Consider the following 25,706-nt stretch of genomic DNA (forward strand, 5'->3'; position numbering starts at 1 on the left):
CCCTCTGGCAGGCCGCAGGGAGGTGCTGTCCCGCCGACTTCCAAGGGACTGGGAGGCGCTGTCCCTCACGCTTGCTCCGCCAGCCAGTCTCGCACCTTGCGGGCGTTGTCGCTGAGTTCCCGGTTCTTCGGCCAGACGACATAGAACGCCTTGCCGGTCTTCAGCACATGATCCGTCACCGGCACCAGCAAGCCCGACGCCAGCAGCCGCTCGGCGAGGTGCCGCCAGCCGAGCGCGATGCCCTGGCCTTCCATGACGCCCTGGATCACCAGGCCGTAGTCGTTGATGCGCAGGCCGCGCGCGGTATCGCTGAGATTGGCGCCCGCCGACTGGAACCATTCGTCCCAGCTGGCCGCCTCGCGATACGGCTCCTCCAGATGGATGAGGCGGTGCGTGGCCAGTTCGGCAGCGGATTGGGGCAGGCCGAACTTTGCCGCATAAACGGTGCCGGCGACGGGAAATATCTCCTCGTCAGCCAGCGGCAACGAATGATAGTCCGGCCAGTCCCGCGGCGCGCCGCCGCGCACGCCGAGCGGAATGCCTTCCGCGATGATGTCGAGGTCACGGTCGGCGGTCTGGATACGCAGGTCGATGCCCGGCAGTTCGTCGCGGAACTGCTGCAGGCGAGGCATCATCCAGAACGAGCCGAACGCGGTCGAGGCAGCCAGCGTGACATGACCGCCGGTTGCCTGCAGGCGCAGATCCTCCGCCGATTTGCGAATATGCGAAAGGCCGAGCGAGACATCGGCATGGAAGCGCTCGCCGGCCTCGGTCAGGAGAACCTGGCGGTGGCGGCGCTGGAACAGCTTGGCGCCAAGCCGTTCTTCCAGCCCGCGCACGGCATAGGAGACGGCGGCCTGCGTCATGCCGAGCTCGCGCCCGGCGGCGGTGAAGCTCGACAGCCGCCCGGCCGCCTCGAAGACGATCAGGCTGCCGGCCGAGGGCAGGAGGTGGCGCAGGCTTCGCATAAGCTGAGCTTATACAAGAGATCAGGATTTTCCAGCGTCACATCACCATTTTGTCGCGTTAGGCTCCTTCATGAGTGGAATGGAGTTGCCATGAACGCACCGGCCCCTGAAGTGACCGAACATGCCAACCGCCGCAGTGGCGGCCGCCTGGGACGCAAGGCCCTGCGCGGAGCTCCGGTAACGTCGTTTCCGACCCTGGTCCGCCAGATCCCCGTCTACCAGATGGTCCCCGATGAGGCGGTCGAGCTGATCCACGAGGAGTCGCTCTTGATCCTCGAAGAGGTGGGATGCGAATTCCGCGACGACGAGGCTATCGCACTGTGGAAGGCGGCGGGCGCGGATGTCTCGGAAACTCGTGTGCGGATCGACCGGGCCCTGCTGATGGAACTGGTATCGAAGGTCCCGTCGGAGTTCACGCTCAATGCGAGGAATCCGCAGCGTACGGTGCGGGTGGGCGGCAACAATACCATCTTCGTGCCGATGTATGGCGCGCCCTATGTGCGTGACCTCGACAACAACAGGCGCTACGGCACGCTCGCGGACCTCAACAATTTCCACAAGCTCGCCTACATGGCGCCGGCGCTGCATTCATCGAGTTCGGTCATTTGCGAGCCGATGGAAATCGCGGTACCGAAGCGTCACCTCCACATCATCCATTCCGCGCTTAAGCATTCCGACAAGCCGTTCATGGGCATCGTCACGTCCAAGGAGCGGGCGGAAGACACGATGGCGATGGCAGGCATCGTGTTCGGCGAGGATTACGTCCGCGACAATCCGGTCCTGGTGTCGATCACCAACTGCAATTCGCCGCTGGTGTGGGACGCCACCATGCTGGACGCGATGAAGGTCTATGCCCGAAGCAACCAGCCGCTGATCCTCGCACCCTTCGCACTGTGCGGCGCCTCGACGTCGGCGTCGGCCGTCGGGGCAGTCGCGCAGGTCAATGCGGAAGCGCTGGCGGGCGTCGCCTTCACGCAACTGCTGCGCCCAGGGTCGCCACAGATCTACGGGCAGTTCATGGTCACCGTGGACATGAAGACCGGCGCTCCCATGGGCGGCACGCCGGAGGCGGCCCAGATGATGTACCTGATGGGCGCGCTGGCGCGGAAATACAAACTGCCGTGGCGCACCTCAGGCTTCCATGTCGGATCGAAGCTCAACGACGCCCAGGCGGGCTACGAGGCCAACATGCTGATGCATGCCGCCATCCTCGCCGGCGCCAACTACATCTGGCACTCCGCCGGGTGGCTCGAGGCCGGCCTGAGCTGCGGCTATTCGAAGTTCGCTACGGACTGCGAACAGCTGGTTGGCTGGTACAAATATGCAGGCGGCCTTCCGTTCGACGATTTCAAGGAAGCGATGGCAGCGGTTCGCGAAGTCGGGCCGCAGGGCCATTTCCTCGGCACCAAACACACGCTCGAACATTTCGAGTCGGCCTTCTTCATACCCTCGATCATGGACTTCAATTCGTACGAACAGTGGAAGGCAGAAGGGGCGAAGGACCACGACACGCGCGGTCGCGAGAAGGCGCGCAACATGCTGGCGGATTACGAGGAGCCGAAGCTCGACGAAGGCATCGCCGATGGCCTGATGGATTTCATCGCGCGGCGCGAGGAGAGGCTGCCGGACAGCGTCAGTTGACGCGAAGAGCCAAGATCAAAGGGAACCAGACGGGAGGAAAAAATGGCATTCTTCAGAAGCAGTGGCGATCGCGTGCCGAGCGCTATCGAAGCAATGGCGGTCGAAGCACGCGCGGGTCGTGTCGATCGGCGCGAGTTCCTGGCGCTGGCAAGCGCCTTCGGCGCATCGACGGCGCTTGCCTACGCCATGATCGGCCTTGCCGTGCCGGATCGGGCCTTGGCCGAAGAGCCGAAGAAAGGCGGAACGCTGCGCGTCTCGATGTCGGTGAAGGGGCAGAAGGATCCGCGCACCTACGACTGGGTTGAGCTGGCGAACATTTCGCGCTGCTGGCTGGAGCCGCTTGTCCGCTATACCAGGCAGTTCACCTTCGAGCCGGTTCTGCTCGAAAGTTGGGATATCAATGACGACGCCACCGAATACGTGCTGCATGTGCGCAAGGGCATCACATGGAACAACGGCGATGCCTTCAACGCCGATGACGTCGCTCACAATCTGACGCGCTGGTGCGAGAAGAATGTCGCCGGCAATTCCATGGCCGCCCGTGTCGGCGCGCTGATCGACGCAAAGACCGGCAAGGCCAGGGATGGCGCGATCACCAAGGTCGACGACAACACGGTCAAGCTGAAGCTAAGCGAACCAGACATTTCACTGATCCCGAATTTCACCGACTATCCGGCGCTCGTCGTGCATCGCAACTTCGATGCCGACGGTGCCGATCCGATCAAGAAGCCGATCGGCACGGGACCGTTCGAACTGGTCTCCTACGATGTCGGCCAGAAGGCGGTCGTCAAGCGTCGTGAGAATGGCAAATGGTGGGGTGGTGAAGCGCCGCTCGACAGCGTCGAGTTCATCGACTACGGCACCGATTTCAACGCCACCGTGAACGCGTTCGAATCCGGTGAGATCGACCTCAATTTCGAGTCGCCCGCCGACTTCATCGACATTCTCGACAAGATGGATCTGGTGAAATCGGAGGTGGCGACGGCGACGACGCTGGTTGCCCGCACCAACATCACCCACAAGCCCTATGATGACCAGCGGGTGCGCAACGCCCTGCAAATGGCCGTCGACAACAATGCGGTCCTCCAACTCGGCTATGCCGGGCGAGGCACCCCTGGCGAAAACCACCACGTTGCCCCGATCCATCCGGAATACTATCCGCTGCCCAAGAAGACACGCGACGCCGCCGGCGCCAAGAAGCTGATGGCGGAAGCCGGACAGGCTGACTTCGAGCATGAGCTGATCACCATCGAGGACGATTGGCAGAAGAATACCGGCGACGCCATTGCCGGCCAGCTGCGCGATGCCGGAATCAAGGTGAAGCGCACGGTGCTGCCGGGTTCGACCTTTTGGAACGACTGGACGAAATATCCCTATTCGATGACGATCTGGTACATGCGCCCGCTTGGCGTCCAGGTGCTGGCGCTCGGCTATCGCACCGGCGAGGCCTGGAATGAATCGGCATATTCCAACCCCGATTTCGACGCCAAGCTCAAGCAGGCGCTATCGCTCATCGACGTGGAGAAACGACGCGAGGTCATGAAGGATGTCGAGCAGATCCTGCAGGATTCGGGCGTCATTATTCAGCCGTTCTGGCAGAAGCTCTACAGCCACCAGAACAAGAAGGTGAAGAACTATGGTGTCCACCAGACATTCGAGATGGACCTTCAGAACGTCTGGCTGGACGGCTGAAACAAGGCGCGGCAGGACTTCATGAGCCGCAAAAAAGCCGATATGCAGGATGCGTGGTATTGATAGGCTCAAGCCATCAAAAGCCGGAGATTCTGCATGAGACTGACAGTGCTCGTTGCCGCCCTTTCGATAGCCCTGCCGGGCGCCGCCGTCGCCGGACCGGCGTCCGACGCGGTGAAGTTCTTCTATGTCCCGGCGGTCAAGTTCGAGGCCGACGAACAATATCGGGATCGGTTCACCGAACCGGTGACGAAACTGTTCGAGCTGAACGACCAGGCAACGAAGACGAACCCGGACCAGGTCGCCTGCATCGATTTCGATCCTGGTCTCGACGCCCAGGATTTCGATCAGAAAACCGTCTCGAAAACGCTGAAACTGTCTGAGAAGCTGGATGGCGATAACGCACAGGTCACGGCATCCTTCAGCCTGTTCTCCGAGGGCGATGATTCCAAACGTGAAATGCTCTGGTCGCTCAAGAAGATCGACGGCAAGTGGAAGATATCGGACATCGCTTCCAAGACCAGCGACTGGACGCTCAGCGCGCTGGAATGCATGGCCGGCCAGACGCCGGAGTGAAGCGATGGCCCATCGCCGGTTCCTGGCGCTGTCGGGTGTGTGCCTGCTGGCGGCTCTGAGCGGCGCCGCCGCGCAAGGCTTGTTGGGTGCGCCGCCGGCAAACGCCCCGGCCGGCACCCAGCCGGGCGACAGCGGGGCACCGCCCGCAAATGCGCCGGGCGGAGCGGCGGAACCGGCCACGCCGCCGGTGGGATGGTCGCCAGCCGAAGCCGCGCCCACCGCACCGATCCAGCCGGGCTCGCCGACCGCCGTGGTGCGGCCGTTTTACGATCAGGTCGGACTGGAGATCGATCCGGCCGAGCGAAGCCATTTCATCGATCCGGCCAAAACCGTGCTCGACAAGAGCGACGCGTTGCGCAAATCCGGGCAGGGCGAGTGCCTCGACCCCAACATGGCGCTCGACAATGCCGATTACGACAAGGCCGAGATCGACAAGAGCCTGAAGACGCTCGAGGCGATCAACGGCGACCAGGCCAAGGTCATCGTCGCCTTCGTCATATCGGGCAACCCGCACCGGCTGGAATGGAAATTCAAGAGGGTCGACGGCGACTGGAAGATCACGGACCTATTGTCGGTGACCGGCGAATGGGCACTCAGCCAGTATCAGTGCGAATGATGAGCGAGCTCAACCCCGCCCGCGATAAGGCGCTACCCCGGTGTCGGGCAGCCAGGCGCCTTCGGGCGGAGCGCCGGTTTGCCAGAACACATCGATCGGAATGCCGCCGCGTGGATACCAATAGCCGCCTATGCGCAACCACAGCGGCTTGGTTGCCGCCACGATGCGGCGGCCGATCATTACGGTGCAGTCTTCATGGAAGGCGCCATGGTTGCGAAACGAGGTCATGAACAGCTTGAGCGACTTCGATTCCACCAGAGCCGCGTCGGGTGCATAGTCGATGACGATATGGGCGAAGTCCGGCTGGCCGGTGACTGGGCACAGCGAGGTGAATTCCGGGCAGGTAAAGCGCACGATCGCCGGCGGGCCGTCGCCGCGCGAAAACGGTACGGTCTCCAGGACCGCTGCTTCGGGGCTTTGTGGCGTCTCGACGTGCGCGCCGAGCTGGGTGAGGGTTTTGGTGTCGATCATGGGCGCTATCCTTGTCGCATGCGCCCGGAGTGCGTGCGGGACGACATGCTTGAAAACGAATTTTGCCGCTTATTAGCACAATTTGAAACCGCAGGAAGACGATGACCAGCAACGATCCGCTTCTCCAGCCCTACCAGCTCAAACACCTGACGCTGAAGAACCGGGTCATGTCGACCAGCCATGAGCCGGCCTATTCCGAGGACGGCATGCCGAAACAGCGATACCGGCTCTACCATGCCGAGAAGGCCAAGGGCGGCATGGCGCTGACCATGACCGCCGGCTCGGCGGTCGTCTCGCGCGACAGCCCGGCCGCTTTCGGCAATCTGCATGTCTATGACGACAGGATCGTGCCATGGCTGGCCGAGCTCGCTGACGCCTGCCACGAGCACGACTGCAAGGTGATGATCCAGATCACCCATCTCGGCCGCCGTACTGGCTGGAACAAGGCCGACTGGCTGCCGGTGCTCTCGGCCTCGCCGGTGCGTGAGCCGGCGCATCGCGCATTCCCGAAGACGATCGAGGACTGGGACATGGAGCGCATCGTCGCCGACTATGCTTCAGCCGCCCAGCGCTGCGAGGCCGCCGGCCTCGACGGCATCGAGTTCGAATCCTACGGCCATCTGATGGACGGCTTCTGGTCGCCCGCCACCAATCATCGCGACGACGAATTCGGCGGCTCGCTGGACAATCGCCTGCGCTTCACCAACATGGTGCTCGATGCCGTGCGGTCAGCCGTTGGCGACAAATTCGTCGTCGGCATCCGCATGGTCGCCGACGAAGATTTCGAAAAAGGCCTGTCGAAGGCGGAGGGGATCGAAATCGCCAGGCGGCTGGCGGGCTCCGGCAAGGTCGATTTCCTCAACATCATTCGGGGCTCGATCGAGAGCGATGCGGCACTGACCAAGGTCATCCCGGTGACCGGCATGCGCTCTTCGCCGCATCTCGATTTCGCCGGAGAGGTGAGGGCGGCGACGAAATTCCCGACCTTCCACGCGGCGCGCATATCCGACGTGGCCACCGCACGCCACGCCATCGCCACCGGCAAGCTCGACATGGTCGGCATGACCCGCGCCCATATCGCCGATCCGCACATCATCAAAAAGGTGATGGAGGGGCGCGAGCATGAGATCCGCCCCTGTGTGGGCGCCACCTATTGCCTCGACCGCATCTATGAGGGCGGTGAAGCGCTTTGCGTCCACAATGCCGCGACCGGCCGCGAGGCCGAAATCCCGCATATCATCGTCAAGACCGAAGGACCGAAGCAGAAAATCGTGGTCGTCGGAGCCGGCGCCGGCGGACTGGAGATTGCGCGGGTCGCGGCTGAGCGCGGCCACAAGGTGATGGTGCTTGAAGCATCGAGCCAGGCCGGCGGCCAGGTGCGATTGGCGACGCAGAACCCGCGCCGCAAGGAGCTGATCGGCATCATCGACTGGCGGCTGGCCGAACTCGACCGGCTCGGCGTCGAGATCCGCTACGACACCTGGGCGGAAAAAGACGATGTCCTGGCGCTGTCGCCCGATGTGGTGGTGGTCGCTACCGGCGGCCTGCCGCAGAACCCGCCGCTGACATCAGGCGACAACCTTGTCACCTCGAGTTGGGACATCATGGCCGGCAGCGTCAAGCCGGCCGAAAATGTCCTGCTCTATGACGACAATGGCGGCCATCAGGGCATGGGCGCCGCCGAACTGATCGCCAATGCCGGCTCGAAACTCGAGCTTGTATCGCCGGAGCGTTTCTTTGCCCCGGAAATGGGCGGCATGAACCATGTGCCCTATATCAGGGCCTTCCAGGAAAAGGGCGTCACCATCACCATCAACACGCGGCTGCGTTCGGTGCGGCGTGAGGGCAACCAGCTGATCGCAGAGCTGGCTTCGGATTTCGCCGATGGCTGGCGCGGCGAGCGCAGGGTCGACCAGGTGGTGGTCGAGCACGGTACGCTACCGCTCGACGATCTATACCTCTTGCTGAAGCCGCTGTCGAAGAATGGCGGCGCGGTCGACTACGAGCGTCTGGTGAGCGGTGGCGACATCTTTCCCAAGCGCAATCCAGAAGGCGGCTTTGTTCTGTTCCGCATCGGCGACGCGGTCGCCTCGCGCAACATTCATGCCGCCATCTATGACGGCATCAGGTTCGGCTTGCGGATCTGAAATTAGCTATCGCCAGGATCGGTAGCGCGCGGCCGAAGCTTCCTGCAAGAGCCCCTAGACTGGACTTTCCCTGTCGTACTTGTAACGATCTAGGGTGATCCAAACGCTTGGGATCAGTTTCATTCTACTGCAAGTCTGCAGGGAAATCGCGAAGCAGTGCGTCTTCTGCCGAGAAAAGTTGACGAAAACCTAACAAAGTCCGGGGGGACAAGTTGACCAAGAAAGATCCGTTCGTTCCGCGCCAGACCAATACGGCGCTCTACATGCAGCTATACGAGAATGGATATTCGATTGCCGATATCGCCCGAGTGCAAAAGGCGTATCGTGTGTGTTGCGCGATGTTCAACGGCCGCTACCGCAAGACAGGACGGCCGTTCATCTGCCATGCGGTGGGGGCTGCGTCATCGGCCGCGCATTTCGATAAAAGCGTCGATCTTGTCTTGGCCGCGATGTTTCACGCTGCCTACGACAGCGGCCACTATCCGGACGGAAAGTCCAGCAGGCGCACCGATGCACACCGCAGATGGCTGGAGCAAACAATCGGTCCCCGCGTTGAAGGTCTTGTCGCCCGCCTAGTCGGACTGAAATTCGATACCGGAGACCCCGAGCGCCTTGTGGATGCCGGTGTGCCGGCCGGCGACGAGGACATCTTGTTCCTAGTGCTTGCCCATGAGGTGGATGACCTGGCGGACGGAGGATTGGCGTTTGCGCCCAAATACGGTCAGTCCATACGATCGAGGGTTGCTGCCTGTGCCACTCTGGCGAGGTATCTGGGCCGCGAAAATCTTGCCGTCACCATCGAAGGTTACGGTGCCCGCTACGAGACGATGGCGTGGGCTGCTCCCCTCCAGGAGACGAAGCTGATTGGCTTTCAGATTACGCCAAATTTACGCACATACCTCAAATTGCGTCGCCACAAGTTACGCGGCGAATCGGTCGAGGTGCTTTGACACCTTGCTGATCCCGCGATGCGCAATCCGCTGAGAACTGGCCGTCCTTGCCGGCTCAGTCGTCATAGCCCTGGATTGCCCCAAAGCTGTAACGGCGCAGCTTCAGCGCGGTGATCAAATTGGTCAGCTTCGTCTTGCCGTCGAAACAGTCCTGGAACATTTCGTCATGCATCAGCAGGATCAGCTTGCCGGGCTTGACGAAGCGGCCATAGCCGAACAGGTGATCGATCTCGCTGACCAGATGATCGACGCTCTGCACCGGCTCGCCATTGTCCTTGTGCACCCATTCATGGTCCCAGCCGTAGAGATAGAAGCCTGAGGCCGCGACAAACTCGTAGTCGGGCTCTTCACGCCCCTCCTGGGCGAGGCCAAGCGAGGTGTCGTTCTTCGACATGGAGGGCAGCCTGAACACGTCGCGCCCCGGCAGTCTTGCATGTACCACGGGCTTCAAGCCGAGCACCGCATTCGCCCGTACCATGTCGGCGACGACACCCTCGGTGTCGCCGTAGAAATGCCGGTAGTGATTGTAGGCATGGCTGTTGCTGTGGTTGCCGAGCGTCACCAGAGGAAGTTGCCTGGCGCGTTGGACGAGCGCTCTGTTGACGGCGCTAGCCTGTGCGTGCATGCCGACCATGAATAGGGTTGCAGGAACCTGCTCGGCTTCCAGCACATCGAGGATGTTGCTTGTGCCGTTCAGCGGCCCATCGTCGAAGGTAAGATATATTATGCGATCGGCCCCTTGGGCGGGAACCGCAAAAATCATAACCGCCGCCAGCACAAACCGAAACGGTGTCATCAGCCCCGATATCCGGTTGCGATCACGACAAGGCCGCCATGTCCACAACGGCTTGTCAAGGCGAGCCGGTGCATGTCGCCCAAAAGTGCGCAGCGGTTTTGGGATAACGACATGCGCAAACAAAAAGGCAAACCTATGCCAGGCTTCCTCGCAGCACCGTCAGCTTGGCCTTCTTGGGCATGCGGGCGGTCAGCCATTCCAGCGCCTTGTCGTGCGGCATCGGGAAGGCGATGGAGTAGCCCTGCACCTGGTCGCAGCCGATCGCCATCAGCGAATCGAGCTCGGCCTCGGTTTCGGCGCCCTCTGCGACGATCGAGATGCCAAGGCCACGCGCCAGCTCGGTGATGGCGCGGACGATCTTCGAGTTGTCGCCATTCTCATGGATGTTCTGGACGAAGCGGCGATCGATCTTCAGCCGGTCGATCTCGTTCGGGTTGACATGGCTGAGCGAAGCATAGCCGGTGCCGAAATCATCGAGTTCGAGATGGACGCCGGCTGCCCGGATGTGCCGCAGCTTGGCCGCGATGCCCGTCTTTTCGTCATCGAGGATGACGGATTCGACGATTTCCAGCGACAGTTTCTGCGGCGGCAGCCCGGCCTTTTCCAGCGTCTCGAACAAGAACGCATCGAAATCGTGCTCGCGCAGCTCGGTGCCGGAAACATTGACGGCAAGCCGTCCGAAGGCAATGCCGGCGCGATTCCATTCGGCCGCCTCGTTGATCGCCTTGGTGATGACGATGCGGCCGATCTCGGGCATGAAGCCGCATTTCTCGGCGACCGGAATGAACTCGCCGGGCGGGATCATGCCGCGCTCCGCATGGTTCCAGCGCACCAGCGCCTCGATGCCGCTGATCGTGCCGTGGGTCAGTGAGACCTGCGGCTGGAAATAGACCTGGAACGCCCGCTCGGCGATGGCGACCTTGATGTCGTGCTCGAGCTGCTTGCGATAGTCGAGTTCGCGGCGCAGCTCCTCGGAAAAGAAGGAGAAGTTGCCGCCGCCAAGCTTCTTGGCGGAGTAAAGCGCAAGATCGGCGTGGACCAGCAAATCCCCAGCATTGTCGGCGTCGATCGGATAGACAGCGATGCCGGCGCTGGCGCCTGGGAGAATGGTCGTGCCCTGGAAGACGATCGGCTCGTTGATATGTGCCAGGATGCGTCGCGCCAGCATATTGATGTCTTCGGTGCCGCCGGCGCCGCCGAGGATCATGACGAACTCGTCGCCGCCCAGGCGCACGCACAGATCCGACGCCCGGCAGGAATCGCGCATGCGCTGTGCCGTCACGACCAGCACATAGTCGCCGGCGGCGTGGCCGAGCGTATCGTTGATCTGCTTGAATCGGTCGAGATCGAGCTGGACGACGGCAAGGCGTTCGCGACGCCGGTGCGTGCCCTTGATCAGCGTGTCGAAATGATCGGTCAGGAACGTGCGGTTGTGCAGGCCGGTAAGGCCGTCATGCACCGCGATGAAGGCCATGGAGTTGCGCGCGTCGATCAATTCATGCGTCTTGCGCAGGATGGCGTTCGACATCGGCCTGAAGATGAAGAGCGCCACCAGTATGATGACGCCGATTGTGGCGTAGAACAGAGTGCGATGGAGAGCGAGCAGCTTCTCGGAGCGGTCGTCGGCGTCGGCAGTGATGCGCTGGCCAAGCGCGGCGTAGCCCGACAAGGTCGCATTGGCGACGGAGGCGTCGAGATTGACGCGTTCGTCGCCGCCTTTGTAACCGCCATTGCCGCTGAATTGCGATTCATAGGCCGAGATCAGGCGGTCGCCATTGGCGATCAGCCCGACCGAGAAATAGTCGAGGTGGAAGGGCTTGGCGAAAAGGACGCTTTCGATCGACTTCGGGTCAAGCTTGGCCGGCGATTGCGGATCGGCGCCCGTCTGATCGAGCAGCAGGTCGTAGTTCGTCTCGAACTCCGCCGTTGCCTGCTTGAGCGCGCTGACCAGCGCCGGTTGCTTGTCGCGTGAGCCGGCGCCCGTTGCACCGGCAAGGAAGACGATGCGCTGCGACAGCGTCTTTTGTGTGCTGACGATGTCGAGCAAGGTGTGATTGTGCTGTTGGGTGGCCATCATCTGCTGCAGCAGGATGAAGGAGGCGATCACCATGGCCGCAATGATCAGCAGGGCCAGCCAATAGCCGGCCTTGATCAGCAGTATGAGCTTGCCTGAAACGGTTTGCACCGGCTGCTGCGACATTTTCGGGGGCGGCCCTCTCGCCTACGGATTCTTGCCTAAAGATTCTTGTATGAGCACCATTGAACTGCAAACGTTAACAGGACCGGAAATCGACGGCTGCCCGGCGAGGGGCGGCTGTCGAAAGATCGCGAAATGGTTATCGGCTCGTTTAGCGCCGGACCGGCATTTGAGCGGTCATCGGCCAGAGCCCTTTGTCGCGGCGTCGTTTCCGCCGCCGCATGATGATCGACATCGGGGCGGCATCGTGCTGCTTGCCACCGATCCGGTCGTTTTTGCGATGGATTTTTCACGCGGACGAGACGACAGTCAGCCCACATCAAACGAGGCCTATCATGATCGCAGCATTCCTCTCCCACATCGACAGCGAGCTCGCGGGGCTCAAATCGGCAGGCCTCTTCAAGTCGGAGCGGGTGATCACTTCAACGCAGTCGGCCGAGATCGAGGTCGGCGGCGACAAGGTGCTGAATTTCTGTGCCAACAACTATCTCGGCCTCGCCGATAGCGCCGATTTGCGCAATGCTGCCAAGCAGGCGCTCGACCGCTATGGCTACGGCATGGCATCGGTGCGCTTTATCTGCGGCACGCAGGAAGAGCACAAGCAGCTCGAATCCACGATTTCCTCTTTCCTCGGCATGGAAGACACCATCCTCTACGGCTCCTGTTTCGATGCCAATGGCGGCCTGTTCGAGACGCTGCTGGGCGAGGAAGACGCCATTATCTCGGATGCCTTGAATCATGCCTCGATCATCGATGGCGTGCGGCTGTCCAAGGCCAAACGTTTCCGCTACGCCAACAACGACATGGCCGATCTCGAGGCGCGGCTTAAGGAAGCCTGGGACTGCCGCTTCCGGTTGATCGCCACCGACGGCGTGTTTTCGATGGATGGCATCATCGCCAATCTCAGGGGTGTCTGCGACCTCGCCGAGAAATACGACGCCATGGTGATGGTCGACGACAGCCATGCCGTCGGCTTCGTCGGCCGAAACGGCCGCGGCTCGGCCGAACATTGCGGCGTCGAGGGCAGGGTCGACATCATCACCGGCACGCTCGGCAAGGCGCTTGGCGGGGCCTCCGGTGGCTACACCTCGGGCAAAGGCCAGGTGGTCGACTGGCTGCGCCAGCGCTCACGGCCGTATCTCTTCTCCAACACGCTCATGCCGGCGATCGCCGGCGCTTCGATCAAGGTGTTCGAACTGATCAAGGACGGCGATGGGCTGCGCGACAAACTCTACGACAATGCAGCGCGCTTCCGGTCGCAGATGGGCAAGCTCGGCTTCACGCTGGCCGGAGCCGATCATCCGATCATACCGGTGATGCTGGGTGATGCCAGCCTGGCGCAGGAGATGGCCGCGCGCATGCTGAAGCGCGGCATTTACGTCATCGGCTTCTCCTTCCCGGTGGTGCCGAAAGGGCAGGCCCGCATCCGCACGCAAATGTCGGCGGCGCATTCCAGTGCGGATATTGACAGGGCGGTCGAGGCGTTTGCCGCCGTCGGGCGCGAACTCGGGGTCATTTCCTGAAAGGCTGGAATCGAAAAGCGATTCCGGATCAAGAGATTCAAGGGACAAAAGCATGTCGAACATGATGAAGGCGCTGGTGAAGGCCAAGGCCGAACCAGGCATCTGGATGGAAGAGGTGCCGGTGCCGGAGATCGGCCCCAACGACGTGCTGATCAAGATCAAGAAGACGGCGATCTGCGGCACCGACGTGCACATCTACAATTGGGACCAGTGGGCGCAAAAGACGGTGCCGGTGCCGATGGTGACGGGCCATGAATTCGTCGGCACGGTCGCAGATTTCGGCGCAGCGGTCACCGAATACAAGGTCGGCCAGCGCGTGTCGGGCGAAGGCCACATCGTCTGCGGCCATTGCCGCAACTGTCGCGCCGGGCGAGGGCATCTGTGCCGCAACACGCTCGGCGTCGGCGTCAACCGTCCTGGCGCCTTCGGCGAGTATCTGGCGATCCCGCAGCATAATGTCGTGCCGATCCCCGATGATGTGCCCGACGAGATCGCCGCGATCTTCGACCCGCTGGGCAATGCCGTCCACACCGCACTCTCCTTCGATCTGGTTGGCGAAGATGTGCTGGTCACCGGCGCCGGGCCGATCGGCATCATGGGCGCGCTCGTCGCGCAATGCGTCGGCGCGCGCAAAGTGGTCATCACCGACATCAACCCGCTGCGGCTGGCGCTGGCCAAGAAACTCGGCGTCCAGCATGTCGTCGACGCCTCGAAGGAGAAGCTGCGCGACGTCATGCCGGTGCTCGGCATGACCGAGGGGTTCGACGTCGGCCTCGAAATGTCGGGCGCCGCCCCCGCTTTCCGCGACATGATCGACACCATGAACAATGGCGGCAAGATCGCCATTCTGGGCATCGCGCCAACCGGCTTCGAGATCGACTGGAACAAGGTCATTTTCAAGATGCTGCATCTCAAGGGCATCTACGGCCGCGAGATGTTCGAAACCTGGTACAAGATGATCGCGCTTGTGCAGGGCCCGCTGGATGTCTCCGGCCTGATCACCCACCGCATCGGCATCGACGATTTTCAGGCCGGCTTCGATGCGATGCGCAGCGGCAGTTCCGGCAAGGTGGTGATGGACTGGTAGATGCCGCCTAGCGCAGGATTCTGTTTTTCATCAGCCATTTCACGGAGCGGGGCCATGCGTGGTTCGCACCCATGCGAAGATCGGTAAACCCCTCCGAAACATGTCTCCCGGTTTCGGCGTCAAGGATGCGAATGAACATAGTATGTTCCGTTCGGTTGACGCGCGTTACGACGCCAAGCAAGGCAAGCGACGCGCCGTGCTCCTTGGCAATCGGTCCTTCACAACCAGCGCAGTTGCGCAATCCGTGCGGCGCAGCAGCCTGTGTATCCCTCGCCGGCACATCAATTACTGTAAAGCGCCCAGACTGGGAGAGCATGTCCTTTGCAACTTGTGCCGATTCCGACAGATAGCGCCTGTCATATTCATCCGGGGGAATTATTCCCGCCCCGGCGCTCTTGTCCTCCAATTCGAAAGGGAACACTTCGATCGACATCGGCTTTGTCTGCTGGGCCTGCGCAAATGTGCAGGTGCCTACAAGCAGCGTCACCAGGACACTTAATGCGCGAATGCTCATCGTAGTCCTCCCGTCGGTGTAATGGGCATTATACGCGGCCTGACAACGCAAATCACGAACAAATCGAAGGCAATGCTATGCTTTGGCTGTGGTGGGAGCTCCCACGCAGTCTCGCTCGAACTCTGTCGTTCAGGGTGATTGGCTTGATCTTGGACTAACCCTTGCTCGGGACCAGGCTGGTCTCCAATGCAGCCAGTCCGCTGGTGATCGCCTTGCGCTCTTCAGCGCTGAGCCTTGCCAGCAAATCCCCTTCGAACGCCTTGGCCAGCGGCACCATCTCGCGATAGGCGGCAAGTCCCGTTCCGGTCAGCGTCAGATGTTCGATACGGCGGTCTTTTTCGTCCGGTTTTCGCGTCAGCCAGCGACGCCGTTCGAGCTCGGCGACAGCGCGCGAAACCTTTGTCTTGTGCATGGCCGATTGCTCACCGATTGCAGACGCCGTCATCGTTCCATGCTGCCCCAGCCCCGAAAGGGTGCGCCATTCCGGCCGCGTCAGGCCGTGGCTATCCTTGTAGATCCGCGAAAATTGGCGGCTGACGGCATCGGCAAGCCGGTAGAGCCGGTAGGGCAGGAAATTTTCCAGATTGAGAATTTCAGGCGCGTCGGACGCTTCGCTCTTGATCGCCATTTTTCAAAGCCGCCATTGATGGTTACATTTTCAATGGTTACAAATGAAACCAGTTTGGTCAATTGAGATCCATTCCGGGGAGGAAGCAATGGCCTTTTCCTACATGCCGGGCTTCGGCAACGACTTCGAAACCGAGACGCTGCCCGGCTCGCTGCCGCAGGGACGGAATTCGCCGCAGCGGCCGGCCTACGGCCTCTATGCCGAGCAGCTTTCGGGCTCGCCCTTCACCGCCCCGCGCGGCACCAATGAGCGCTCTTGGCTCTACCGGATCCGGCCAAGCGTCAAGCACACTGGCCGCTTCAAGCCTGCGAGCTATCCCTTATGGAAGAGTGCGCCCAATGTCGGCGACCATGAGTTGGCGCTTGGCCAGTATCGCTGGAATCCGGTGCCGATGCCGAAGGAGCCGACCGATTTCATCGCCGGCATGCGCAGCATCACCACCGCTGGCGACGTGCTCGGGCAGACGGGCATGGCGGCACATGTCTATGTCGCCAACACCTCGATGGTCGACGACCATTTCTTCAACTCCGACGGTGAATTGCTGGTCGTGCCGCAGGTCGGCGCCTTGCGCTTCGTCACCGAGATGGGCGTCATTGAGCTGCGGCCCGGCGAGATCGCGGTGCTGCCACGCGGTCTGGTCTTCAAGGTCGAGCTGGTCGACAAGGAGGTGCGCGGCTACGTCTGCGAGAACTACGGCGCCAAGCTGACGCTGCCCGACCGTGGCCCGATCGGCGCCAATTGCCTGGCCAATCCGCGCGATTTCAAGACGCCTTGCGCCTGGTTCGAGGAGAAGGAAACGCCGTGCCGGCTGACGGTGAAATGGTGCGGCAATTTCCATGTCACCGAGATCGGCCATTCGCCGCTGGATGTGGTTGCCTGGCACGGCAACTACGCCCCCTACAAATATGATCTTGCTACCTTTTCGCCTGTCGGCGCGCTGCTGTTCGACCATCCCGACCCGTCGATCTTCACCGTGCTGACCGCACCGAGCGGCGAGGAGGGCACGGCCAATATCGACTTCGTCATCTTCCCGCCACGCTGGCTGGTGGCCGAAGATACCTTCCGGCCGCCCTGGTACCACCGCAACATCATGAGCGAGTTCATGGGCCTGATCCATGGCCAGTACGACGCCAAGGAAGAAGGCTTTGTGCCCGGCGGCATCAGTCTGCACAATCTGATGCTGGCCCATGGGCCGGATGCGCCTGGCTTCGAAAAGGCCTCGCGCGCGGACCTGAAACCGGTCAAGCTCGACAACACCATGGCGTTCATGTTCGAGACCCGATTTCCGCAAATGCTGACCCGCTACGGCGCCGAACTCGAAACCCGGCAGGACAATTATATCGACTGCTGGGCGGATCTGAAGAAGCGTTTCAACGGCACGCCCGAGGGCGACTGGTCTTGAGCACCGAGCCAATGCCGGATCGGTTGGTGATTTTGGGCTCGAAGGGTGGCCCGGCATTGCGGCCAGGCGGTCCGTGGCCGAGTTCGTCGCTGCTGCAGATCGGCGGCCGCAGCATCGTCGTCGACTGCGGGCTTGGCGTGACGCGTGGCCTGGTCGACGCGGGCATCAGCCTGAAGGCGCTCGACCTGATCTTCATCACGCATCTGCACTCCGACCATGTCCTGGAACTGGGGCCGTTGATCCACACCGCCTGGACGGCGGGTCTGGCCACGCCCGTCGGCGTCTTCGGTCCGCCCGGCACTGGCCACTACTGGCGGCGCTTTTGCCAGGCGATGGAGTTCGATATCGAAATCCGCACCGTCGACGAGGGCCGGCCGGATATTCGAGGCCTGGTTTCGATCGTCGAATTCGGCGAAGGCCAGGTGCTCGAGCAGGGCGGCTTGACGGTTTCGGCGCTGCGCGTCGAGCATCCGCCGGTGACCGACTGTTTTGCCCTGCGCTTCGAACACGGCGGAAAAAGCGTGGTGTTCTCCGCTGACACGGCCTTCTTTCCGCCGCTGGCGGATTTTGCCCAAGGCGCCGATATCCTCGTCCACGAAGCCATGCTGGAGGAAGGCATCGAGCGGCTGGTGGCCAGGACCGGCAATGGCGCGCGGCTGAAAGACCACCTGCTCGCCAGCCACAGCTTTGCCGAAGAGGCCGGCAGCATCGCCAGCGATGCCGGCGTCAAGAGACTGGTGCTCAATCATCTCATTCCGGCCGACGATCCCGGGATCGGGGAGGCCGATTGGACTGCCGCTGTCAGGAAAACATGGGCTGGCGACTTGACGATCGCCCGCGACGGTCTTGTTGTAGGCTTAAGCAGCGCCAAAGCTGCAGCAGGAGAGGAAACCGCATGAAGCTTGCCACATTGAAGGACGGGACGCGCGACGGAAAACTCGTCGTTGTCTCGCGCGACCTGACACGCTTCACAGACGCCTCGTTCCTGGTGCGCACGCTCCAGGCGGCGCTCGACGACTGGCGCCGCATCGCCCCGCATCTCGCGACAATAGCGGAATCGCTTGAGAACAACGCGATGCCGGCGGAGCGCTTCCACGAGCATGACGCCCACTCGCCGCTGCCGCGCGCCTATCAATGGGCCGACGGCTCGGCTTATGTGAATCATGTCGAACTGGTGCGCAAAGCGCGCGGCGCCGAGATGCCTGCGAGCTTCTGGACCGACCCGCTGATCTACCAGGGCGGCTCGGACGCTTTCATTCCGCCACGCCATCCGATCCGCATGGCTGACGAAGCCTTCGGCATCGACATGGAAGGCGAAGTCGCCGTCATTGTCGACGACGTGCCGATGGGCGCCAGTGTCGATGAGGCGCGCGCGGCGATCCGGCTGGTCATGCTGGTCAATGACGTCACGCTGCGCGCGCTCACCGGACCGGAACTGGCCAAAGGTTTCGGTTTTTTCCAGTCAAAACCGTCCTCGGCGTTTTCGCCTGTCGCGGTGACGCCGGACGAACTGGGTGATGCCTGGGATGGCGGCAAGGTCAGCCTGCCGCTGCTCGCCGATCTCAACGGCAAGCCGTTCGGCCGGGCCAATGCCGGTATCGACATGACCTTCGATTTTCCGGCGCTGATCGTTCACGCAGCAAGGACACGGCCATTGGCGGCCGGCACGATCATCGGCTCGGGGACCGTCTCCAACAAGCTCGACGGCGGGCCGGGCAAGCCTGTTTCGGCCGGTGGCGCTGGCTATTCCTGCATCGCCGAACTGCGCATGATCGAGACCATTGTGTCAGGCGAACCCAAAACGCCGTTCCTGCGCTTCGGCGACACGGTGCGCATCGAGATGAAGGACAAAGCTGGGCATTCGATCTTCGGCGCCATTGAGCAGAAAGTCGAGAAATACGAGAGGTAAGGGCATGACGGGGGACTATCTGCTGGCCGGTGTCTGGGCACTCGCCATACTGGCGGTCTTCATCCAGGCGATCCGGCTGAGCTACCGCATTGAGGCGCGATCGCCCGGCCTGACCAACCGCAGCGGCTTTCCGCGCAAGGCGATGATGTTCCACACCATCACCAACATGAACGTCGCGCGCGACGAGGAAACGCAAGCCATGCGGCGGCGCATGAACCGGCTTCTGCTGATCGTTCTTGCCGGATTCGCGATCATGGGGGCAGGCTTGCATCTGATGCGGGCAGGGGGATGATCTCGTGAACCTGCTCGACCATCTGCGCCGTATGGCCGGCAACAATCTGTGGTCGAACGACCGGCTCTACCGCGCGGTGCTGTCGCTCCAGCCAGGCGAGTTCGAGGCCGAACGCACCAGCTTCTTTCCATCGATCAAGGCGACGCTCAACCACATCCTTGCGGTCGATCTTCTCTACCTCGATTTTCTCGAAGAGGGTGGTCTCGGTGCTGCCGCCCATGACGACTTCGTGCCCCTCGACGAGCCGGGGGCGTTGTTTGCGGTGCAGGTCGCAGCCGACCGGCGGCTGATCGCCTTTTGCGATAGACTGTCGGCCGACGACCTCGATCGGCAGGTTATCACCGACCGGCGCGAGGACGGCATGATCCCCGAGCGCATCGGCGATATCCTCGCCCATGTCTTCCTGCACGACATCCATCACCGCGGCCAGGTGCACGCCATGCTTTCGGGGACGTCGGTCAAGCCGCCGCAACTGGATGAGTTTCTGCTCTATTATGATGCGAAGCTGAGGGAGAGAGAGGTCGAGCGGTTGGGGCTCTAATTAATCGTCAAGCCGCTCGGCCCTTTCAGAGCAGCGGTGGCGCCGATAGGTCTTTCCTTGCCGGGGGGCGGCAAGAGACGCGCTACGACCCTGCCGCGCCGGGTGATTATGATCTCCTCGCCGGCATTTGCACGCCTGACGAGTTCCGACAGTTTGGCTCTGGCTTCCGTAATAGAGACGTGCACGGCTCGACCTCGCTAGGCCCAACCTTAAGCCAAAGCCGGGCCGCAGCGAGAGTAACCTTACGCCGCTTTGCCGTCCACCTTGATCACGCCGCGCTTGATCTGATCCTGCTCGATCGATTCGAACAGCGCGCGGAAGTTGCCCTCGCCAAAACCTTCGTCGCCCTTGCGCTGGATGAACTCGAAAAAGATCGGGCCGATCACGGTCTTCGAAAAGATCTGCAGCAGGATCTTGGTCATGCCGCCGTCGACGACGCCTTCGCCGTCGATCAGGATGCCGTGCTTCTTCATCCGCTCGATCGGTTCGTCATGGCCGTTCACGCGGTCGTACGACATGTCGTAATAGGTCTCCGGCGGGCCGGGCATGAACTTCAGCCCGTTCTCGGCCAGCCTGTCGGTGGCGGCATAGATCTCGTCGGTGCCGACAGCGATGTGCTGGATGCCCTCGCCATTGTATTTCTTCAGATATTCGGCGATCTGGCTGGTCTCGTCCTTGGACTCGTTGAGCGGAATGCGGATCTTGCCGCAGGGCGAGGTGATGGCGCGGCTCACCAGGCCGGTGATCTTGCCGTCGATGTCGAAGAAATGGATCTGCTTGAAGCCGAACAGATTGCGATAGAAATCCCACCACTTGTCCATCTGGCCGCGATAGACATTGTGGGTCAGGTGATCGAGGTAATAGAAGCCGACGCCTTGCGGCCGCGGGTCGCGCTCGCCCAGCCACTCGAACTCGGCATCATAGGCCGAACCCTTCTTGCCATAGGTCTCGATGAAATAGAGCAGCGAGCCGCCAATGCCGATGATTGCCGGCACGTCGAGCGCCTTGTCGGCGCCTTCGTAAGGTGTGGCGCCCTTGGCAACCGCATGATCGAAAGCGTGTTTGGCATCGACCACCCGCCAGGCCATAGACGCAGCACAGGGGCCGTGCTTGTCGACGAATTTCATCGCATGCGAGCCGGGCTCGGCATTGACGACATAGTTGATGTCGCCCTGGCGCCAGATGGTGATGTCTTTCGTGCGGTGCCTGGCCACCGCGGCATAGCCCATGCGGGTGAACAGCTCGGCCAGTTTTTCCGGCTCCGCATGCGCGAATTCGACAAACTCGAAACCATCGGTGCCGGCCGGGTTGTCCTTGCTGATCCTGGCGGGCGGGGCGTCGTGCGGGAAGGGACCCATGATATTCCTCCGAAAGCTGGCCTGCCTGAAAAGGCCACCTGACACGATCATAACGCGGAGGAGGCGCACGGTGCTTGCATTCCAACGCTTGAAATGATGATGTCATGCGTGAAGCGTGCATGATGTGAGGAAAAACTATGGATGAGACGCGCATTGATCAGTTCGACCGCAAGATAATGGCGCTGTTGCAGGGTGATGCGCGGCTGACCAACAACGATCTTTCGGAGCGGGTGAACCTGTCGGCGTCGCAATGCTCGCGCCGCCGCCAGCGGCTGGAGGAGGACGGCTTTATCAAGGGCTATCGCGCCGTTCTCGACCGCGACAAGCTCGGTTTTTCGCTGGTCAACGTCATCTCGGTGACGCTCGCCACGCACAACCGCGACAATGCAAGGCGCTTCGGCGAGCTGGTGGCGCGGCTGCCTGAGGTGCAGGAAGCGCACGCGCTGACCGGCGAGATGGATTACATCCTGAAAGTGGTGACGCCCGACCTGAAATCGCTGTCTGAATTCGTCAACGGCGTGCTCCTGCCACACGAATCCGTGCAGCACGTGAAGACGGCGATCGTGCTGGAGACGTTGAAGGAGACCGGCGCACTGCCGATTTAAGCCCTGGCCGTTCAGCCCTTCGACTGCTGGATCAGCCCATAGAGATTGGTGCAGCGCGCGCCGGACCGGCAATAGGCGAAGACCGGGCCGTCGAGTTCGTCGAGCGCTTCGGCCTGATCCTCGACATTCTCGGCGGTGATCTGGCCGCTGATCACCGGAATGTAGCGGAAAGCGAGCCCTGCGGCTTCGACCGCTGCCTTGACGGTGTCGGCAGAAGGCTGGCCGGGCTGTTCGTCATCGGGCCGGTTGCAGATGACACTCTTGAAGCCGGCTTCCTTGATGGCGGCGACGTCCTCAGGCTGGATCTGGCCCGAAACCGAATAGTCCTCGCTGATTTCGCGGTATTCCATGGCAGCATCCTCGCAAACTGGTCAGGCGGCAGTCTTGCCACTCCCCGACATGGGCGGCAATCCGTACCGAAGGAATTCTCTGCCAAATAGACATTGCGTGCCGGAAAATCCAACCGGGCCGATGCGGCCCGGCTGGACGATCCTTCAAACTCAGCTGCCGAGAATGGCGCCTTTGATCTGACGGATGTTGTTGTGCATCATGTCGATATAGGTCGCGGCCGGGCCGTCGGGCTGCGACAGCGCGTCCGAATAGAGCGTGCCGCCGACCTTGATGCCGGTTTCGCTGGCGATCTGTTCGATCAGGCGCGGGTTGGTGATGTTCTCGACGAAGATCGCAGCCGCCTTGTCCTGCTTCACCTGATTGACCAGTTTGGCGACGTCTGCGGCGGATGGCTCGGAGTCGGTCGAGATGCCTTGCGGGGCGAGGAAGGTCAGGCCGTATGCGTGTTCGAAATAGCCGAAGGCGTCATGCGAGGTGATGACGACGCGTTTGCTCTCCGGGATCGAGGCAATCGCCGTTTTCACTTCACCTTCGACCGCGTCGAGCTTCTTCGTGTAGGTGGCGGCATTGGTCTGGTAGCTGACGCAGCCTTCCGCATCCGCCGCGCAGAAAGCCTCGGCGATGTTCTTCACGTAGATCCTGGCATTGGCGATCGACTGGAAGGCGTGCGGATCGGTGACCGTCTTGCCGCCGCCGGTGCCGGCACCTTCGGCCGCGTCGGCATCGGCGAATTCAGGTTTGAAATCGATCGGCGTCACGCCCTTGGTCAAGGTGATGATAGACGCCTTGGTGGCGCTGGCATCGACCAGCCGCTGCAGGAAACCTTCGAAATGCAGGCCGTTGACCAGAACGATGTCGGCCTTGGCCATGGCCACCGCATCGGCCGGGCTAGGCTCGTAGACATGGGCGTCGCCATCCGGCCCGACAATGGTGGTGACATGGATACGGTCGCCGCCGACATTTTTGGCGAAATCGGCAATGACGGTGAAGCTGGCGACCACTTTCAGCGGTGCCGCCAAGGCCGACGATGCGCCAAGGGCGGTTAATGTTATAACGCTCATCGCCAGGGCGGCATGGATCGATTTCAGCATAGACGGGTCTCCTTCTAGGGGCGGGGATCAGGCCGTTCTGTGACGGTGATGGATGATGCGCGCGCGCAGAATGCCGCGCGTGCCAAACAGGATCGAGGCGAAATAGACGACGCCGGCCGACAGGATGATGGCCGGGCCGGATGGCAGCGACGCGTGATAGGACAAAAGCAGCCCGGCGACGCAGGAGGCGAAGCCGATCAGCACCGCCAGCACGCACATCGGCTCGACGCGAGCTGTCCAGAAGCGGGCAGCTGCGGCCGGCAGCATCATCAGCCCAACCGACAGAAGCGTGCCGAGTGCCTGGAAGCCGCCGACAAGGTTGAGCACGACAAGGCCGAGGAAGATGAAATGCACCGGACTGCCGAGCCGGCTGACCGAGCGCAAGAACAGCGGGTCGAGGCATTCGGCGACCAGCGCCCGCCAGAAGATGGCGAGGCTGACCAGCGTCACCGCGACGATGCCGCCGATCAACGTCAGGGCCTCATCGTTGAGCGCCAGCACGGTGCCGAACAGCACATGCATGAGATCGACGCTGGACCCGCGGATCGACACCATCAGCACGCCGATGGCGAGCGAAATTAGATAGAACGCCGCCATCGAGGCGTCCTCGCGCTGTATGGTGAAGCGCGAGACGGCGCCGGCGCCGAGCGCGACGATGACGCCGGCGATCAGGCCGCCGATGGTCATCGGCAGGATCTCCAGCCCATAGAACAGGAAGCCGGCGGCCGCGCCGGGCAGGATTGCATGCGCCATCGCGTCGCCCGACAGGCTCATGCGCCGCAGCATCAGGAAGACGCCGATAGGGCAGGCGCCGAGCGACAGCATCAGCGAACCGATCAAAGCCCGCTGCATGAAGCCGAAATCGGCGAAGGGCGCGATGACAAGACCGTAAAGCATGTCCATCAGGCAGCCCTCGGTCCGACGCCGTGTCGATGGTCATGGTGATCGTGGCCATGGTGATCGTCACCATGAGCGTCCTCGCCCGGCTCGCACCAGGGTGCATTTTCTTCCCAAGCTTCGTGGAAGCGGCGGGCGCGCAACAGGTTGTCAGGTTTCAGCGTTTCCCTGGTTTCGCCCCAGGCGATCGGCTGGCGGGCGAGAAGCAGCGTTTCGGGGAAATTCTGCCGCACCAGGTCCAGATCGTGGACGACAACCATGATGGTGCGTTCCTCGCCGTGCCAGTGCTTGATCAGGGCAATGAGGTCGCCGACCGTCTTGGCGTCGACGGCGTTGAAGGGTTCGTCGAGCAGGATGAGGTCGGCGTCCTGCAGCAGGACGCGCGCAAACAGCGTGCGCTGCAACTGGCCGCCTGACAGCGTGTCGATCGGGCGCTTTTCAAAGCCGCCGAGGCCGACCGCCATCAGCGCCTTGCTGACGTCATCGCGATCTTCCTTGGTGTAGCGGCCAAGCAGGCCGCGTCGTGGCCAGAGGCCGAGCGAAACCAGATCCACCACCCGTGCCGGAAAGGAGCGGTCGAGCTCCGATTGCTGCGGCAGATAGGCGGCACGTACACCGGGCGCGCGGATAACCTCGCCGGCCATCGGCTTCAGGACGCCGACAATGCCTTTCATCAGCGTCGATTTGCCGGAGCCGTTGGCGCCGACCACAGCGGTCAGCGAGCCCTTGCGGATGGTGCCGTCGAGATGATGGATCGCCGGATGGCTGCCGTAGCCAAGCGTCAGGTCGCGGAATGTCAGGCAGGTATTTGTCATTCTGCGATCCGTAGGCGGCGAAATCCGGCTGCTGGCAGCGGCCGATTGGATATGTGATGTTATTACATTAGTCAACAAGCCAATCCGGCGGAATTGCGGCCGCAGGGTCAACTTGCCGTGTGTGCATGCCATATGCCGTTGGCCCAAGGGGATTCGACCTGGCGACCTTGCCCCAAGCCGGCCGCGACTCTAAAGAAGCGCAACCGTCACAGGAAGGAACCATCCAATGAGCATTCGTCGCATCGATGTCGGCCCGCGCATGAGCCAGATCGTCATCCATGGCAATACCGTCTATCTGGCTGGTCAGGTCGGCCAGCCAACCGGCAACGTCGCTTCGCAGACCAGGGACATCCTGGCGGCTGTCGACGAATTGCTGGCCAAGGCTGGCTCCGACAAGACCAAGATCCTGCAGGCGATCATCTGGCTGGCCGACATGAGCACCTTTGCCGAGATGAACGCGGAATGGGACAAGTGGGTGCCGCAGGGCAACACGCCAGCCCGTGCCACCGGCGAAGCAAAGCTCGCCACCCCGGACTATCTGGTCGAGATCATTATTACCGCTGCGATCTAAAGCGTCGACTTTCCCTTCTCCCCTTGTGGGAGAAGGTGTCGCCGAAGGCGACGGATGAGGGGTGTTCC

27 protein-coding genes are annotated in these 25,706 nt (G+C 62.0%); 15 read left to right on the plus strand and 12 right to left on the minus strand.

The window, feature by feature from the left end:
- Positions 1-65: 65 nt before the first annotated feature.
- On the minus strand, positions 66-968 hold the full coding sequence (locus EOB49_RS18585) for a LysR substrate-binding domain-containing protein (protein WP_127381841.1): 903 nt from the start codon (positions 966-968) through the stop codon (positions 66-68).
- A 90-nt stretch (positions 969-1,058) separates the two neighbouring features.
- Here EOB49_RS18585 and EOB49_RS18590 point away from each other — a divergent pair, with 90 nt between their 5' ends.
- From EOB49_RS18590 to EOB49_RS18605, 4 genes are all read left to right on the plus strand, one after another.
- Positions 1,059-2,609 carry a trimethylamine methyltransferase family protein gene (locus EOB49_RS18590; RefSeq protein WP_127330649.1) on the plus strand — a complete coding sequence of 517 codons (1,551 nt, stop codon included), beginning with the start codon at positions 1,059-1,061 and terminating at the stop codon, positions 2,607-2,609.
- Between the two features lie 42 nt (positions 2,610-2,651).
- Positions 2,652-4,301 (plus strand): ABC transporter substrate-binding protein, encoded by a 1,650-nt coding sequence (locus EOB49_RS18595; RefSeq protein WP_127269037.1) that lies wholly within the window; start codon positions 2,652-2,654, stop codon positions 4,299-4,301.
- Positions 4,302-4,397: 96 nt separating this feature from the next.
- A complete protein-coding gene (locus tag EOB49_RS18600) occupies positions 4,398-4,877 on the plus strand; it encodes a DUF3828 domain-containing protein (protein ID WP_127269038.1) in 480 nt (159 codons plus the stop codon).
- Positions 4,878-4,881: 4 nt separating this feature from the next.
- Positions 4,882-5,493 carry a hypothetical protein gene (locus tag EOB49_RS18605; protein WP_127381842.1) on the plus strand — a complete coding sequence of 204 codons (612 nt, stop codon included), beginning with the start codon at positions 4,882-4,884 and terminating at the stop codon, positions 5,491-5,493.
- Between the two features lie 9 nt (positions 5,494-5,502).
- Here the strand turns inward: EOB49_RS18605 and queF are convergent, their stop codons facing one another.
- A complete protein-coding gene (queF, locus tag EOB49_RS18610; RefSeq protein WP_010915503.1) occupies positions 5,503-5,964 on the minus strand; it encodes a preQ(1) synthase in 462 nt (153 codons plus the stop codon).
- 101 nt (positions 5,965-6,065) lie between these two features.
- Between queF and EOB49_RS18615 the strand changes: the two genes are divergently transcribed.
- Both EOB49_RS18615 and EOB49_RS18620 read left to right on the plus strand, forming a co-directional pair.
- Entirely contained in the window at positions 6,066-8,111 is a 2,046-nt protein-coding gene (locus EOB49_RS18615; RefSeq protein ID WP_127381843.1) for an NADH:flavin oxidoreductase, read from the plus strand.
- A gap of 212 nt (positions 8,112-8,323) precedes the next feature.
- Positions 8,324-9,061, plus strand: coding sequence for a hypothetical protein (locus EOB49_RS18620; RefSeq protein WP_127381844.1), 738 nt, complete (start codon positions 8,324-8,326; stop codon positions 9,059-9,061).
- Between the two features lie 55 nt (positions 9,062-9,116).
- Here the strand turns inward: EOB49_RS18620 and EOB49_RS18625 are convergent, their stop codons facing one another.
- Positions 9,117-9,857 (minus strand): polysaccharide deacetylase family protein, encoded by a 741-nt coding sequence (locus EOB49_RS18625; RefSeq protein WP_127381845.1) that lies wholly within the window; start codon positions 9,855-9,857, stop codon positions 9,117-9,119.
- Positions 9,858-9,990: 133 nt separating this feature from the next.
- Complete coding sequence (locus tag EOB49_RS18630) at positions 9,991-12,057, minus strand: EAL domain-containing protein (RefSeq protein ID WP_127381846.1); 2,067 nt, start codon at positions 12,055-12,057, stop codon at positions 9,991-9,993.
- A 332-nt stretch (positions 12,058-12,389) separates the two neighbouring features.
- Between EOB49_RS18630 and EOB49_RS18635 the strand changes: the two genes are divergently transcribed.
- Positions 12,390-13,577 carry a glycine C-acetyltransferase gene (locus EOB49_RS18635; protein WP_127381847.1) on the plus strand — a complete coding sequence of 396 codons (1,188 nt, stop codon included), beginning with the start codon at positions 12,390-12,392 and terminating at the stop codon, positions 13,575-13,577.
- A gap of 52 nt (positions 13,578-13,629) precedes the next feature.
- Positions 13,630-14,664 (plus strand): L-threonine 3-dehydrogenase, encoded by a 1,035-nt coding sequence (gene tdh / locus EOB49_RS18640; protein ID WP_127276777.1) that lies wholly within the window; start codon positions 13,630-13,632, stop codon positions 14,662-14,664.
- A 7-nt stretch (positions 14,665-14,671) separates the two neighbouring features.
- Here tdh and EOB49_RS18645 read toward each other — a convergent pair whose 3' ends face one another.
- Both EOB49_RS18645 and EOB49_RS18650 read right to left on the minus strand, forming a co-directional pair.
- Positions 14,672-15,178, minus strand: coding sequence for a DUF2380 domain-containing protein (locus EOB49_RS18645; RefSeq protein WP_127269415.1), 507 nt, complete (start codon positions 15,176-15,178; stop codon positions 14,672-14,674).
- Between the two features lie 154 nt (positions 15,179-15,332).
- A complete protein-coding gene (locus EOB49_RS18650; RefSeq protein WP_127381848.1) occupies positions 15,333-15,806 on the minus strand; it encodes a MarR family transcriptional regulator in 474 nt (157 codons plus the stop codon).
- A gap of 88 nt (positions 15,807-15,894) precedes the next feature.
- On the opposite strand from EOB49_RS18650, the gene hmgA reads away from it, so the two are divergent.
- The 5 genes from hmgA to EOB49_RS18675 are packed head-to-tail and all read left to right on the plus strand — an operon-like array spanning position 15,895 to position 19,950.
- On the plus strand, positions 15,895-17,208 hold the full coding sequence (gene hmgA, locus EOB49_RS18655) for a homogentisate 1,2-dioxygenase (protein WP_127381849.1): 1,314 nt from the start codon (positions 15,895-15,897) through the stop codon (positions 17,206-17,208).
- An 11-nt stretch (positions 17,209-17,219) separates the two neighbouring features.
- Positions 17,220-18,107, plus strand: coding sequence for an MBL fold metallo-hydrolase (locus EOB49_RS18660; RefSeq protein WP_164781729.1), 888 nt, complete (start codon positions 17,220-17,222; stop codon positions 18,105-18,107).
- Entirely contained in the window at positions 18,104-19,117 is a 1,014-nt protein-coding gene (locus tag EOB49_RS18665; RefSeq protein ID WP_127381851.1) for a fumarylacetoacetate hydrolase family protein, read from the plus strand. The genes EOB49_RS18660 and EOB49_RS18665 overlap by 4 nt, the downstream gene beginning before the upstream one ends.
- A 4-nt stretch (positions 19,118-19,121) precedes the next feature.
- Positions 19,122-19,409: a hypothetical protein gene (locus EOB49_RS18670; RefSeq protein WP_127270135.1), complete on the plus strand. Its 288-nt coding sequence runs from the start codon at positions 19,122-19,124 to the stop codon at positions 19,407-19,409.
- A gap of 4 nt (positions 19,410-19,413) precedes the next feature.
- Positions 19,414-19,950 carry a DinB family protein gene (locus tag EOB49_RS18675; RefSeq protein WP_127381852.1) on the plus strand — a complete coding sequence of 179 codons (537 nt, stop codon included), beginning with the start codon at positions 19,414-19,416 and terminating at the stop codon, positions 19,948-19,950.
- On the opposite strand, the gene EOB49_RS18680 is transcribed toward EOB49_RS18675, so the two are convergent.
- Both EOB49_RS18680 and hppD read right to left on the minus strand, forming a co-directional pair.
- Positions 19,947-20,135, minus strand: coding sequence for a type II toxin-antitoxin system prevent-host-death family antitoxin (locus EOB49_RS18680; RefSeq protein WP_127381853.1), 189 nt, complete (start codon positions 20,133-20,135; stop codon positions 19,947-19,949). The two genes, EOB49_RS18675 and EOB49_RS18680, sit on opposite strands and share 4 nt — an antisense overlap.
- Positions 20,136-20,192: 57 nt before the next feature.
- On the minus strand, positions 20,193-21,308 hold the full coding sequence (hppD, locus tag EOB49_RS18685; protein ID WP_127381854.1) for a 4-hydroxyphenylpyruvate dioxygenase: 1,116 nt from the start codon (positions 21,306-21,308) through the stop codon (positions 20,193-20,195).
- Positions 21,309-21,445: 137 nt separating this feature from the next.
- Here hppD and EOB49_RS18690 point away from each other — a divergent pair, with 137 nt between their 5' ends.
- Positions 21,446-21,913, plus strand: a complete 468-nt coding sequence (locus EOB49_RS18690) for an Lrp/AsnC family transcriptional regulator (protein ID WP_023762149.1) — start codon at positions 21,446-21,448, stop codon at positions 21,911-21,913.
- 11 nt (positions 21,914-21,924) lie between these two features.
- On the opposite strand, the gene EOB49_RS18695 is transcribed toward EOB49_RS18690, so the two are convergent.
- The 4 genes from EOB49_RS18695 to aztA form a co-directional block, all read right to left on the minus strand.
- Positions 21,925-22,263 carry a TIGR01244 family sulfur transferase gene (locus EOB49_RS18695; RefSeq protein ID WP_127270126.1) on the minus strand — a complete coding sequence of 113 codons (339 nt, stop codon included), beginning with the start codon at positions 22,261-22,263 and terminating at the stop codon, positions 21,925-21,927.
- A 150-nt stretch (positions 22,264-22,413) separates the two neighbouring features.
- The gene (aztC, locus tag EOB49_RS18700; RefSeq protein WP_127381855.1) at positions 22,414-23,355 is read right to left on the minus strand and encodes a zinc ABC transporter substrate-binding protein AztC; all 942 of its coding nucleotides are present in this window, start codon (positions 23,353-23,355) and stop codon (positions 22,414-22,416) included.
- A 27-nt stretch (positions 23,356-23,382) separates the two neighbouring features.
- A complete protein-coding gene (aztB, locus tag EOB49_RS18705) occupies positions 23,383-24,258 on the minus strand; it encodes a zinc ABC transporter permease AztB (RefSeq protein WP_127322949.1) in 876 nt (291 codons plus the stop codon).
- Entirely contained in the window at positions 24,258-25,067 is an 810-nt protein-coding gene (gene aztA / locus EOB49_RS18710) for a zinc ABC transporter ATP-binding protein AztA (RefSeq protein WP_127322948.1), read from the minus strand. Before aztA ends, aztB begins: the two co-directional genes overlap by 1 nt.
- A gap of 226 nt (positions 25,068-25,293) precedes the next feature.
- On the opposite strand from aztA, the gene EOB49_RS18715 reads away from it, so the two are divergent.
- Positions 25,294-25,638, plus strand: coding sequence for a RidA family protein (locus EOB49_RS18715; RefSeq protein ID WP_127271894.1), 345 nt, complete (start codon positions 25,294-25,296; stop codon positions 25,636-25,638).
- The last annotated feature ends 68 nt before the right edge of the window (positions 25,639-25,706 follow it).

Origin of the sequence: Mesorhizobium sp. M7A.F.Ca.MR.148.00.0.0, assembly GCF_003997735.1 — a bacterium.
Taxonomy (GTDB): domain Bacteria; phylum Pseudomonadota; class Alphaproteobacteria; order Rhizobiales; family Rhizobiaceae; genus Mesorhizobium.